The sequence below is a fragment of the Capnocytophaga sp. oral taxon 332 str. F0381 genome (genome assembly GCF_000318275.2).
GTDB classification, from domain to species: domain Bacteria; phylum Bacteroidota; class Bacteroidia; order Flavobacteriales; family Flavobacteriaceae; genus Capnocytophaga; species Capnocytophaga bilenii.
This window is the reverse complement of sequence record NZ_KB291250.1, coordinates 1-13,727: the sequence shown is the minus strand read 5'-3', so window position 1 is coordinate 13,727 and position 13,727 is coordinate 1. Positions and strand designations below refer to the sequence as shown.

The following is a 13,727-nucleotide window of genomic DNA, read 5'->3' as shown; positions in this document are numbered from 1 at the left end:
GTAATGAAAGTGATGTGATGATGAAATATGAATCAAAAATAAACAACAACTAAAAACTAATAGTAAGATGAAAATGAAAAAAATAGTGGTGCTTACGGGTGCTGGAGTGAGTGCAGAAAGTGGAGTGAATACTTTTCGGGATGCAGGAGGCTTATGGGAGGGCTACCGTGTGGAAGATGTAGCTACACCGCAGGGATTTGAAAATAATCCTGAATTGGTATTAAATTTTTACAATGAGCGCAGGCAGCAACTATCTACTGTAAAGCCTAATAAGGCGCATCTTTTGATTGCTGAACTACAAAAGGACTACGAGGTGGTGGTGATTACTCAAAATGTAGATGACCTTCACGAACGTGCGGAAAGTAAGCATATTATTCACCTACACGGTGAACTGCTAAAGATGCGTGAGGTGGATAACGATATGGTTACTTACCCTTGTAATCACGATATAAAAGTGGGTGATTTGGGGGTAAATGGAAAACAATTACGTCCGCATATTGTATGGTTTGGCGAAGATGTACCTATGATTATCAGGGCGGTAGAAGAGGTAGAAACTGCTGATATTGTATTGGTAATAGGTACTTCGCTACAGGTATATCCGGCAGCAGGACTAATGCATTACGCTCCTGAAGGTACACCTATTTATTATATAGACCCTCACCCAAGTATTGGCAGCAGTGGTAATATTACGGTTATTGCCGAAAAAGCGAGTGTAGGGGTAGAAAAAGTGATTGATTTAATTAAAGAAAGATATAAAAATGAGTAATTTTCCTAAATTTTTATTGGCAGACAACACTGATTTTCCTGATGATATCTTTGTTGTGCATTTGGAGTTTCCGCGTTTTGTACTAAATGTAGATACCAATGAGGTGGAATGGCTTGAGGAGTTTGAAGAAGAGGACACAAAGGAACTTGAAACTGAAAGTGAGCACCTGATAGAAGAGGCTTTGGCTTTTTACGAACGTGAGATTATACGTATTGAAAGAGACGAATATTAGTGATGAAACAGTTAAAAAAACTTATTAGGGATAAAAAATCTTTGCTATGTGTGGGTTTGGATACTGATATGACAAAAATACCTGCACATTTGCTAAAAGAGAAAGATCCTATATTTGCTTTTAACAAGGCTATTATAGAGGCTACGCATCGTTTTGCGGTGGCTTATAAGCCTAATACGGCTTTTTATGAGGCGTATGGAGAGAGAGGGTGGTCATCTCTAAAAAAGACTATTGCTTACCTGAATGAGTATTATCCTGATATTTTTACGATTGCAGATGCAAAGCGTGGAGATATTGGAAATACTTCGAGCCGATATGCGAAGGCTTTTTTTGAGGATTTGAACTTTGACAGTGTAACGGTAGCACCGTATATGGGAAAGGATTCGGTAGAGCCTTTTTTAGCTTTTAAAGATAAATATACGATACTATTAGCTCTTACATCAAATGAAGGTGCTTATGATTTCCAGACGCAGCTTGTAGATGGAGAACCTCTTTACAAGAAAATTTTAAGGACGTCATTGGGATGGAAGAACAGTGAGCAACTGATGTATGTGGTGGGTGCTACAAAGGCTGAATATTTGAAAGAAATACGCCAGATAGTGCCTCATCATTTTTTACTTGTACCTGGTGTGGGTGCGCAAGGAGGTAGTTTGGAAGAGGTGTGTTGTTATGGGATGAATGAGGACTACGGCTTGCTAATTAACTCATCGAGAGGGATTATTTATGCTTCGGAAAAAGAGGATTTTGCTGAAGTGGCTGCCCAAAAGGCTGCCGAATTGCAGCAAGAAATGGCTAAATTTATCAAATAACGAATAACAATCTTTTTATGATTACATTTTTAACAAAAGAAAACATTACTCCGCAAATAGAACAAGATGCTCATAATTTATTTGCACAACTGAGCCGACGCTACCAGCGTAGCCTTAGTGAACTATTTGAAGATGAGGAAAAAGCTCCTTACATAGTGGGATATGTGGAGGATGGGCGACTAAAGGCGATGGCTTCGATGGCTATTTACCAAGTAATTTCGGGCTACAAGGGCTGGATAGAAGATGTGGTGGTAGATGCTTCGCAACGTGGAAAAAAATTAGGTACGCAGCTAATTCAGCAACTCATCAAAAAAGGAGAATCTTTGGGTTTAGGGGAAATATTGTTATTTTCTTCACCTGATAATGTAGCTGCTATTAAGCTATATGAAAATGAGGGGTTTAAGCATAAAGGAGTGGAGGTATTGGTGAAAGCTTTAAAAGAAATCTACCCTCCTGAAAGCTAATGATTGGATTTTGTTTTGTAATTTTGCAGCCTTATAGATAATAGATAAACGATGGAATTGATAAGAGAGCAACTTGTGCTTCCGAACAATGGCAAGAAATTGTTATTGCACTCTTGTTGTGCGCCTTGTTCGGGGGAGGTGATAGAGGCTATTCAGGCTTCAGGAATAGATTTTACTATTTATTTTTATAATCCTAATATTCACCCTTTAAAAGAATATGAATTACGCAAGAATGAGAATATTCGTTTTGCTGAAAAGTGTGGGATTCCTATTGTAGATGCTGATTACGACAGCGATAATTGGTATGAACGGGCTAAGGGTATGGAGATGGAGCCTGAACGAGGTATTCGCTGTACGATGTGTTTTGATATGCGTTTTGAACGTACGGCTCTTTATGCACACGAAAATGGATTTGATACCATTAGCAGTTCGCTGGGTATTTCGCGCTGGAAGAACTTTGACCAGATAAATGATAGTGGCTTGCGAGCTGCTGCTAAATATGAAGGACTTACTTATTGGACGCATAACTGGCGCAAGAAAGGAGGTTCGGCACGGATGCTGGAAATAAGTAAGCGAGAGCACTTTTATATGCAGGAATATTGTGGCTGTGCTTATTCGTTGCGTGACACTAACAAATGGCGTTTGGAACACGGAAAAGAGCGTATAAAAATAGGTGAAAAATACTACGGAATAAACTAAAACCCATAATAATATTGATTTCAGCACAAGAATTTTCGGAAGGAAGAATTATTTTGATAGATAAGCCCTTACATTGGTCGTCATTTCAAGCGGTAAATAAGATAAAATGGGCTATCATTAAGCATTATAAACTTAAAAAAATAAAAATAGGGCACGCTGGGACTTTAGACCCGCTTGCTTCGGGGTTGCTTGTGCTATGCACAGGTAAATATACCAAGAAAATTACTGAAATACAGGACGCTACTAAAACCTATACAGGGACTATTACTTTGGGGGCTACTACTCCCTCATATGATATGGAAACTGAAGTGGATACCCACTACCCTACTGCTCATATTACTCCCGAAATGATAGAGGAGGTGCGGCAACAATTTACGGGGGAACTACTGCAGACTCCTCCTGTATTTTCGGCTATCAAAAAAGAGGGAAAGCGCTTGTACGAGTTTGCTCGTGAAGGTGAGGTGGTGGAAGTACCGCAACGGACTATTTATATTCACAACTTTGAGATTGATGCTACTAACTTTCCTGAGCTTCACTTTGAGGTAACTTGTAGCAAAGGGACTTATATTCGTTCGCTAGCGAATGACTTTGGCAAAGCTTTAGGTACGGGAGGTTACCTATCGGCATTGAGACGTACAAGGATAGGAGACTACAAGGTGGAGGATGCATTATCACCAGATGCGTTTGTAGAGGCTTATATTCCTGATTTGAGGCAGGGTAATGTTAAGCCTTTGGAGGCTAAGGAGGTGCCCCCCCCGTTTAAAAAGAAGAAAAAAAACAATTGGTTGGAGCGTGAATGGCAGCAATTTACGGGTATGTTTTCACGAGGTGACAAGGCAATAATGCTTACTTTATTGATACTTTTTGGGACAGTTATTACCCTGATGGCTACGCAGTTGCAACATAAACCTAAAGAAATTTTGATAGAGATGGTGCAATTACCTGATGATGTACCCTTACCTCCTACTCCTATTGATGAGCTTCCTACCTCGCCTACTCCTAATACTTTATCTTCAAACAATCTAACTACTAACGTTTACAACCAAGCAAATCCTCAGCTACAACATTCTACTGATGAAATAAAGACTTTAGATGAGTTGCTAAACGAGCGTATGGCTACTGAAATGGCTACTGCCAAAGATGAGTTGCTAAGTAGCGACCGCACTACTACGGACTTTGTGGTGAATGAAAAAACTACTGCTGATATAAAGGTGCGTGAAACTGACAAAGTGAATAAAAATACGCTTGTAAAATACAATTTGCAAGGCAGAACGGGGGTTATTCCTAATCCTGTATTTACTTGTGAGGCTGAAGGGCAGGTGGTGGTTATCATTACAGTAAATGATAATGGTAGGGTTACAAAAACGAGTATAGACCGACAGCAATCTACGACTGATAACGATTGCTTAATAGATAACTCTCTACATTATGCCCAACAGGCTAAATTTAATGTTGATATTCAGAAAAAGGAACAAATTGGTTCTATAACTTATATTTTCCAACGTAAAAGATAAAAACTATGACACTTTCTAGACTTACTTACTTATTTATTCTTTCATTTGTTGTAATTGCTTGCAAAAATGCTTCGGATGTAAAGACTGAAGATGCTTTTACCATAGAATTGTCTCCTAAAAAGAGGGCGTACCAAATGGGAGATACGCTTGAAATAAAACTTACTCACCCACGTTTTGATAGTAAAATAATACAGGCTACTTACAAAATTCATCAACATTCGCTAACGCTTACTGATAATAAGGTGATTTTGGGCGACTTACTCTTAGGAAAACAACCTTTGGTAGTGAGTGTGCATACTGAGGACGGTAAAGAATATAGGGTAGAAAAGGAGGTTTTACTGCTGTCTGCCACAAGCCCCAAGCTTTACCACTACAATATCTTAAACGTATATGACCACGACCCGATGGCTTATACTCAAGGATTGGAATTTGTGGGGGATACTTTGATAGAAAGTACGGGGCAATACAAAGAATCATCTATACGAAAATGGAATCCTTTTACAGGAGAAATTTACAAGAATATTCCTTTAGAACCTACTTATTTTGGAGAAGGGGCTACAGTGTTTAGGGGTAAGGTGCTACAACTTACGTGGCGTGAGAATATTGGACTCATATATGACTTACAATTGAACCTACAACGTACTTTTAAATACAACAATAGTAAAGAGGGTTGGGGATTGTGCCACAATGGTGGGGATAAACTATACAAGAGTGATGGTACCGAAAAAATATGGTTATTACACCCAGAAACTTTTGAAGAAAAGGATTTTATACAGCTTTGTACTGATAAATCGCTTTTTACTAATGCTAATGAATTGGAATTTGCTAATGGAAAGATTTATGCCAATACTTTCTTGAAAGATGGGATTATGATTATCAATCCTGAAAATGGTGCTATAGAGGGAGTAGTGGATGTTCGTGGACTGAAGGAAAAAGTAGCTCAAAGTGCAAACCTTGATGTGCTAAACGGCATTGCCTACCACCCTACTCGTAATACGTTCTTCATTACAGGAAAAAACTGGAATAAGATTTTTGAGGTGGTGTTTGTAGCTAATGAGTAGAAAGTGATAGGTGATAAAGCGACAAAAATGGTACAAACCACCCCAGTATTCCCTATAATTGGCTACAATAAAGGCGACTATGTAAAACTTTTAGCAGTTATATTTTTAGAAACTGTTTAAAAAAGTGAAAATAAGAAAAATGTTTTCTAAATAAGTTTTAACATAGAATATTTGGAAATAGAATAAAAAGTAATTATTTTTGCCTCATAAAAAATAAATAAATATAGTGATAGCAAATATAAAAAACTACCTACAAGAACTTACTCTTGAAATTAGAAATAAACTTTCTCAGGATGATACTATTAAAAATAAAATAGAACACTTTTCTATTTTTGAACTTATTAACTTTTTTTTAATTCATAAATATCTCTTAGATGATAAAGTTAGAAGAGATTTCTTTGTTCATATCCCAATAAAGGATAATGAGAGTAATTTTCTTAGCGTTATTCTAAATGCTATACTTCTAACTAAACTGTATCAGAATTATTTTACATATAAGGATGAAAAACCATTTCTTCAAAAAGAAGATGTTGTATATTGGAAAAAAAATATTTACAAAGTGGTTGGATTAGGCAAGGAAATGGTAAAATTAAAAACTAAATTTCCTAAAAAAAATGAGAAAGATTCTGATGAAATAACAGTAGGGAAGGGTGTTTTTACAAAAATAAATCCCAATCTATCAAATGGGAGGAATACTTCTAAAAATATTGAGGAGTATAGAGATTTTTTAGAGCAAAATTTTGGAAAAGATTTCCCCTTTCTAACAGATTTTAGGTGTAGAACTTTAGTTATTGCAGAGAAAGATATTTTTAAAGAGACAAAAAGCCTTCCTATACGTTATACTAGCAAAAAAGGGAGAGAAGATAATAGTCTGCCTTTTTTTAGTTATTTAGTAGAGTGTTGTAATGATTTTGAATCAGCGCAAGAGTTTTTGTTGAACAATAATGAATATTTTGATGAAGTTATTGTTATAGGTTCGTCAAAATATAAGGAGGATATTTTTAGGAGTGTAAGGCAAGAAAAAAATAATAATAGATACAAAAATATTATTATAATAGGAGAAGAAAAGCCCAATGATGATTTTATAGAATGGAGATGGTCTAATGACGAAATGAAAATAGCTACTAATAAGGGAATTATAAAAGTTCCTCAAAAAGAAGTTATTTTAGATAAAGATTTATATGATATTTTACTTTCTCTAAAACAAGAGATAGAGGTGGTAAGAAATGAAATAGATGTTGATTTATCTTATTTGGTGAGATACTTTAACTTTTTTATCAAAATGCTCTTTGTTAACTCTCCTTTATCAATGAGTATTTTCAAAAATCACATTGATAAGTTGCAAAGCTATCTTAATGGAGAAGTATTTCAAGAGAAAATAGAAAATACTTTTTACGAAAAAGATATTTATAAGAAGGATTTAATAAGGGGATATACTAATAGAATTCTTAATAAATATAACCACATAACTGAGTTGTTAGGAAATAGGAATAAAAAATGGGAGACTATCAAACAATTAGCAGAAAACTATGAAAAAATATATCTTATTGTAGATAAAAAACATTATGATGCTATCGAAAAACAGTTGAAAAATGAAAAATTAGATAGAGTTTGTTTAATAAGTACTAAAAAAATAGATAAATCAAAGTATGATTTAGATAGTTTTTTAGAAAAAGCTGAAAATAATGAAAAAGCATTAGTTATAGTTCCTTTTCTTAATAATACTGATTTGTATTCTAAGTTAAGACTTGTTAAAGGTGATTGTAAAGTGTTATGTTATAAAGATATTGATGAAATTATCTTTGATAATATTCAAGATAATTTTCAAGATAAGGAGAAAAATGCTCTTACACATAATGATAGAGCTATTTTTATAGATACTAAATTTGAATACGACAAAAAGATAACTCCTAAAGAACTTAGTAACTTTTTTACTTTTAAGGAGCCAAAAAATGATGATGAATATGATGAGATTAGAACAAATTTAAGAGATAAATTAACTTATGAAATCACTTTTATTGATGGAAGTAAAGATAAGTTTGTTTCGTCAAAAGCTATTTTTTTAGTAGAAGAGAATGAGCAAATTAAAACAACAATAGGAGAAATATATGAAGGAGCTACTATCCGATTTTATCAAAATAATACTCCAGAGGAGTTTCAAAAAGTTTTGGAGATTTTGGATACTGAAGGTAAGCTAGAAACTTATGATAAGTATGCTGAAAGTTGGAAAACAACTTTATATAAGTTATCAAAAGTTTATAAAGAAGAAGAGTTATATGATAAGTTGTTTAATGGCACAGCTCCTATAAAGTTTACTACCTTTAAAAATTATTTTCATAAAGATGCTGTTACAAGATTTCCTAAAAGAAAGACATTGAGAGCTATTAAAAACTTCTGCTCAAGTAATGGTTATGAAAAAGAACTTATAGTGATAGATTATGAAAATTTTAAAATAATAGCTAAAAATGATCGTATTATAAGACAACAGGCGGGGAAAATATTAGGAGATGATTTATTAGAATATATAGCTTCTGGTGAAGAAAAGGATAGTGATTTCTTAAAAAAAATTCCCAAGAATATTCTAAGTAGAATATTAAAAACAATACAAGAGAAAAGAATAAACAAAAAGCAATTGATAAGTAGTGATGATGAATAATTATAATGAAGAGCCGAGATTAATATTCAAAGATATTATACACAAAAACCTTATAGGGCCTGGCTCAGATGTATTTGTGTCTGATACTGAAAAAGAAATTATTTCAGATCATCCTTTGTCTAGATATTATTCAGGAATTTTATTTCCTGAAAGGGATAATTCTAATTCAGTAGGAGAGGAATTAGATATTAATTTGAATATAGAATATGAAGATGATTTTTCTGAAGAATCATTGCAAGAAGATAATTTTTTTGATGAGGAGCAGGATGAAATAGACAAAGAAAAGGATAATAATAAATCAATAGAATACACAGCTGCTAATCAGTATTTTCCTACTAATTTTGGATTGACATTTTGCGTTCCTAAAGATACAGAGAAGGTAAAAGTATGTTTTAGTTATGCAAGATATGAACAACTTGATAGAAAAGAAGCTGTAGTTGAAGTCGAAAAAGAAAAGTTTATTAATTTTAGAGAACATCCATACAATCCTATCAAAGAATATTTAAGATATGAGAATGGGGTAATGTTTTTTGATGAAGAAACTTACAAAAAGGGAGATTTATCTGTAAGAAATTTAAGGTCTAAATTTTCTAATGAAAATCAAACAGAGCTTAAGGACAGTGAGGTCTATAAAAAAGTTGAATTATTATTAGGAAGGCTTTGGAAAAGAACTCCTATAAAGTTTATAAAAGAAGTAGACTTAACAGAAATTAATATAGACGAATCAAAAGAATTTTATTTAGATGAAAATAAAAAAGATGAAAAGTTTACAATTTGCTATTTTAGGAAAATACTTGAGACAAATGATAGAAAATATGTAAAGATACTTTTGGCTAATAGAAATAACCATCCTAAAAAGAAATTTTCATTTAGTAATGAAGGTCTTAATCACAAAGCTTTATTTCAAGCAGAAATTAAAGTGTTAGGAGCTACTTTTTTACCTTATAAACAACTTGCTGATATTAATCCTTTTGATGAAGAACTAAATACTATTAACTTTCTGTACCGCCATGAATTTTCTTTTGCAATAGGTCATGGGTGTGCAGTTCGGTGGAATGATAATCAGCAACCAACAGAACTAAAGACTACTTTTCTGCCAGAAGTAGATGTTAAAAATTATAGCAATGCTTTAAGAGATTCATTTCCTAGTGATTTAGAAGATATTACAGAAATAAAAAAACTCTCTATTTGGACTGATTGGAAAAAAGAGGATGTCATTGAAAAACTGAAATTATTTGCAAAAGAATATGCTAAATGGATAGATGTACAAAAAAACACTCAATTAAAAGATGAAAAATATAGACAAATATTAGATAATATCTTAGAAAAACAAAAACTCACTTATGAAAGGCTTGTTAAAAACATCAACTTTTTAGATGAAAATACTATAGCTTATAAAGCTTTCTTAATCGCTAATACAGCTATGTATATACAGATGTTGGTTTCTAATAAAAACTTTTTTGGGACTAAAGGGGTTGAACTAAGGGAAATCAAAGATAGTTTTGAGTATAATAGTCTTGAGTTTTTTAAGAACAATGGCTTTAATCCTAAATATCGACCTTTTCAGTTAGCTTTCTTTTTATTGAATATTGAAGGAATTGTTAATGAAAAATCAGATGATAGGAAAGATATAGTTGATTTATTATGGTTTCCTACAGGAGGAGGTAAAACCGAAGCATACTTAGCAATTACAGCTTTTACAATAGTATGCCGCCGTTTATTACATAAAGGGAATGCTGATGGAGTGTCTGTTATAATGCGATATACCTTGCGTTTGCTTACCGCTCAACAGTTTGAAAGGGCTACAAAATTAATTTTAGCTTTAGATTTTCTTTCAAAGAAAATAGCTAATAATAATGATTTCTTTTTTGGTAAGGAGAAAGTATCTATAGGAATGTGGGTAGGGGGAAGTACAACTCCTAATACGTATAAAGAAGCTTGTGACATAGTGAATAAAATAGATAAAGAAATTGAAAACTTAAATAAAGATAAAAGTGGTAATTTTCAAAAAATGAATACATTTCCAATTACCAATTGTCCTTGGTGCGGTTGTAATTTAGTTACTAAAAACGAATTTCAAAAATATGTACAAGGCTATGAAGCTAATAATAAATCATTTAAAACAAACTGTCAAAATCCAAAATGTGCGTTTCATAAAGAGTTACCAGTGCTCTTTGTAGATGAGACTATATACGAAACGCCACCTACTTTACTTTTTGCTACAGTTGATAAATTTGCTATGCTACCTCATCGTGAAGAGGGGCATAAATTGTTTAACTCTTTAGATAATATAAAATTACCTCCTGATTTAATTATTCAAGATGAATTACATTTGCTTAATGGGCCTTTAGGTTCTATTACAGGGTTGTTTGAAACTATTGTTGAAATGCTTTGTACACGAGGAGATAAGAAGCCCAAAATTATAGCCTCAACAGCTACTACTCGCAATACAGAACAACAAGTAGCGATGCTCTATGGGAATAGAAAATTGAATGTTTTCCCACCACAAGGGGTAACTTATGATGATAATTTCTTTTCTTATGTATCAAAAGATAGTAAGAGAAAGCATATAGGCTTTATGCCTACGGGTAAAACAGTGTTGCAAACGCAAATACGTATTTTATCAAATCTTTTGTTGGCAAGGATAAAATTACTGAAGTATTATATAGAAAAGGATCCTGAATTAGCAGAAGGAAAAATAAATGATTTTTGGACAATAGTTTCCTATTACAACAGTTTACGTGATGTAGGAAAAATTTATAACAAAATATCTGCTGAAGTTATATCATCTTTGAGGACCTTGCACAACCGATACTTTATAGATGGAAGCAAACGTTATAATTTTAACTTTATTGGTTTTCCAAGTAGGGTAAAGGAACTAACGAGTAGGGTAGAGAGCAATTTAATAAAAAAAACTCTTACAGAATTGGAAACAAAGTTTAGTTTAATTACTAATGACAAGCAAGAAAAATATGTACATAATACAGTAGATTTGGTATTAGCTTCCAATATGTTTTCAGTAGGTATTGATATTGATAGATTGAATGTAATGTTAATGAACGGACAACCTAAAAACATAGCTGAGTATATTCAGGCATCAAGCCGTGTAGGTAGAAAAGAAAAAGGCTTAGTAATCAATTTGTTGGATGCAAATCGTTCAAGAGATAAATCATACTATGAAAATTTTGTTTCTTTCAATAATGCATATTACAAATTTGTTGAACCTTTAAGTGTCACACCTTTTACATCTATAACTTTAGATAAGGTTTTAGTAAGTTTGTTAGTTTGCTATATTCGACACAAAAAAGGATTGAATATTAACAGTAGAGCAAAAGATTATAAAGGAGATTATAAAGAACTAAAGGTTTTTATCTCCAATCGTATAAAAGAAAAAACACAGTTACAATATGCTTTAAACAGATTGAAAAAATTATCAGACAGCTGGGAAAAAAAAGAAGGAGAAATTACTTATAAACAACTCATTAAAGAAATTACCGATTTAGATGATTGGAGTTTAATGAAATCAATGAGAGAGGTAGATACTAATAGTATAATCAAAATAGCGATACCAAAATAATGAGACAATACGAACAAATACAAACAAGAAAAATTATTAGTGCCTATGGGGGGGTAGGTTCTATCATTGAAACACGTGATGGAGCTATTCTTATTGAAGACTTTAATAAATGGCCATACTTTCAGAATGAGGAAGATTTTGAAGAATGTAACTATGCAGAAGATAAACGGTTTTTAAATCGTTTGAAGATCTATTTTAAAGATTTGGAAAAACTAATAAAAGTTCCTATAAATGAATTTCAAAAAGGGAAACCCAAAGATAAATTAGCTCTCATATCTGCTAAATATTTTCCTGAATGGTTTTATTGTCATAATTGTCATCGTTTTGATAAACTAGAAAATTGGAAAAAACACTGGAATAACAATGTAGATAAAGATGATAAAGAAAATTTTTATCCACCAAAATGCTATCATTGTTATGTAAGAAATAGAAAAGGGAAAAAAAAGTTTTTTGAGCTAGAACAAGTGCGATTTATACTTATCAGTTCTAATGGAGAAGTAGCTGATATTCCTTGGGATAAATGGGCTTGGTACAAAATTCAAAATAAATTAAAAGGGAAAGAAAAAATAGATGAAGAAGAAGAGATTACTTTGGCAAATATAAATTTGGAGGGCAAAGAACTATCTTTTGAGTATAGGACTTCTGATAAGTTAGATGATCTAAAGGGAATAGGAATTAAAGTAAAAGAAAATGGTAAAGAAATTGGTTATGCTACACTTTCTGGTTTATTTAACTTACAAGTTAAATCGCAAGATATATTTCCTGATAGGAAAAATACAGAAGCTGAATTTAAAGTAGTTATTCGTTCGAGTAATAGTGTTTACTATCCTAATATCTTACATAGTATTTTCATTCCTTTTTCTAATGTTTTACCTAAAAAATATATTGGGGAAATTAAGAAGTTCTCAGATAAAGGGAAAGATGCGAGAGAAATTGTTGAATTTCTAAATATATCTCATGATACAGAAATAGATGAGAAAATCGTACAAAAATTAATAGATAATAATTTTTCTTTAGAAGAGTTTGAACAATCTAAATCAGAAAATGAATATAGATATGATGAGTATAAATTCATTACTGAGAAAGATAATGAAGATATTGAAGGTAAATTGATATTCTCAAAAGTAAATAAAGATTACTATCAAGATATCTTGATAAAATCTGTCTATAAGATGAGTAAAATCAAGATTACTTCTGTACAAACTTCTTATACTCGTCAAGAACCTATTTCAATTGAATCTTATTTAGATGATAGTGAAGAAGAAACTAAAAAGAAAGTTCCTATCATTAAAAAATTTACTTCATGGAAGGGTAAAAATACTAAATATTTACCTGCTGTAGAAAGTTATGGAGAAGGAGTTTTCTTTGAATTTAATGATGATGTCCTTAATGAGTGGATAAGTAATAATCCAAAAATAGAAGAACGCATAGAAGAGATTGAAAGAAATCATAGAAATTTAGAAACAAATCTTAATAAGGATTTAATTATAACCCCTAAGTATGTCTTAATACATACATTTTCTCACTTGATAATAAAAGAGTTAGAGTATTTATGTGGTTACCCTTCTACTTCTATTCAAGAACGTATTTACATAGATAATGAATTGAAGATGAATGGAGTTCTTATTTATACTGTTGCAGGTACAGAAGGAAGTTATGGTGGAATTACATCTATTTGTGATAATGAACAAATAGGTAAATTGATCGTATCTGCAATGATGAGAGCTACTGATTGTGCAACAGACCCTATTTGTTATCACAGTGATGGACAAGGGGTAGGAAAATTGAATTTATCAGCTTGTTTTAGTTGTACATTACTACCTGAAACTTCTTGTGAGATGTTTAATTCATATCTTGACAGAAGAATTTTGATTGATAAAGAATATGGATACTTTAAAACCTGCATTAATCAAAAATTGTCATATCCTGAAATAGGTTTACACTAAAAA

At 32.3% G+C, this 13,727-nt stretch carries 10 protein-coding genes; all 10 read left to right on the top strand.

Annotation, left to right across the window (positions count from 1 at the left end; translation table 11 throughout):
• The first annotated feature begins 67 nt into the window (after positions 1-67).
• A complete protein-coding gene (locus HMPREF9075_RS00845; RefSeq protein WP_009414689.1) occupies positions 68-766 on the top strand; it encodes an NAD-dependent deacylase in 699 nt (232 codons plus the stop codon).
• Entirely contained in the window at positions 759-998 is a 240-nt protein-coding gene (locus HMPREF9075_RS00840; RefSeq protein WP_009414688.1) for a hypothetical protein, read from the top strand. Before HMPREF9075_RS00845 ends, HMPREF9075_RS00840 begins: the two co-directional genes overlap by 8 nt.
• A gap of 2 nt (positions 999-1,000) precedes the next feature.
• On the top strand, positions 1,001-1,807 hold the full coding sequence (gene pyrF, locus HMPREF9075_RS00835) for an orotidine-5'-phosphate decarboxylase (RefSeq protein ID WP_009414687.1): 807 nt from the start codon (positions 1,001-1,003) through the stop codon (positions 1,805-1,807).
• 17 nt (positions 1,808-1,824) lie between these two features.
• Entirely contained in the window at positions 1,825-2,271 is a 447-nt protein-coding gene (locus tag HMPREF9075_RS00830; protein WP_009414686.1) for a GNAT family N-acetyltransferase, read from the top strand.
• A 51-nt stretch (positions 2,272-2,322) separates the two neighbouring features.
• Positions 2,323-2,970, top strand: a complete 648-nt coding sequence (locus HMPREF9075_RS00825; protein WP_009414685.1) for an epoxyqueuosine reductase QueH — start codon at positions 2,323-2,325, stop codon at positions 2,968-2,970.
• A gap of 14 nt (positions 2,971-2,984) precedes the next feature.
• Positions 2,985-4,484 carry a tRNA pseudouridine(55) synthase TruB gene (truB, locus tag HMPREF9075_RS00820; protein ID WP_009414684.1) on the top strand — a complete coding sequence of 500 codons (1,500 nt, stop codon included), beginning with the start codon at positions 2,985-2,987 and terminating at the stop codon, positions 4,482-4,484.
• Positions 4,485-4,489: 5 nt separating this feature from the next.
• Positions 4,490-5,545, top strand: coding sequence for a glutaminyl-peptide cyclotransferase (locus tag HMPREF9075_RS00815; RefSeq protein WP_009414683.1), 1,056 nt, complete (start codon positions 4,490-4,492; stop codon positions 5,543-5,545).
• 226 nt (positions 5,546-5,771) lie between these two features.
• Positions 5,772-8,201 (top strand): hypothetical protein, encoded by a 2,430-nt coding sequence (locus HMPREF9075_RS00810; protein WP_009414682.1) that lies wholly within the window; start codon positions 5,772-5,774, stop codon positions 8,199-8,201.
• The gene (locus HMPREF9075_RS00805; protein WP_157049188.1) at positions 8,194-11,778 is read left to right on the top strand and encodes a helicase-related protein; all 3,585 of its coding nucleotides are present in this window, start codon (positions 8,194-8,196) and stop codon (positions 11,776-11,778) included. Before HMPREF9075_RS00810 ends, HMPREF9075_RS00805 begins: the two co-directional genes overlap by 8 nt.
• On the top strand, positions 11,778-13,724 hold the full coding sequence (gene drmB, locus HMPREF9075_RS00800) for a DUF1998 domain-containing protein (RefSeq protein WP_009414680.1): 1,947 nt from the start codon (positions 11,778-11,780) through the stop codon (positions 13,722-13,724). The genes HMPREF9075_RS00805 and drmB overlap by 1 nt, the downstream gene beginning before the upstream one ends.
• Positions 13,725-13,727: the final 3 nt, after the last annotated feature.

Coding starts and splice junctions, on each gene's coding strand:
- pyrF (WP_009414687.1), top strand. CDS start 1,001: ATGAAACAGTTAAAAAAACTTATTAGGGATAAAAAATCTTTGCTATGT.
- HMPREF9075_RS00815 (WP_009414683.1), top strand. CDS start 4,490: ATGACACTTTCTAGACTTACTTACTTATTTATTCTTTCATTTGTTGTA.
- HMPREF9075_RS00845 (WP_009414689.1), top strand. CDS start 68: ATGAAAATGAAAAAAATAGTGGTGCTTACGGGTGCTGGAGTGAGTGCA.
- HMPREF9075_RS00805 (WP_157049188.1), top strand. CDS start 8,194: ATGAATAATTATAATGAAGAGCCGAGATTAATATTCAAAGATATTATA.
- HMPREF9075_RS00830 (WP_009414686.1), top strand. CDS start 1,825: ATGATTACATTTTTAACAAAAGAAAACATTACTCCGCAAATAGAACAA.
- HMPREF9075_RS00825 (WP_009414685.1), top strand. CDS start 2,323: ATGGAATTGATAAGAGAGCAACTTGTGCTTCCGAACAATGGCAAGAAA.
- HMPREF9075_RS00840 (WP_009414688.1), top strand. CDS start 759: ATGAGTAATTTTCCTAAATTTTTATTGGCAGACAACACTGATTTTCCT.
- drmB (WP_009414680.1), top strand. CDS start 11,778: ATGAGACAATACGAACAAATACAAACAAGAAAAATTATTAGTGCCTAT.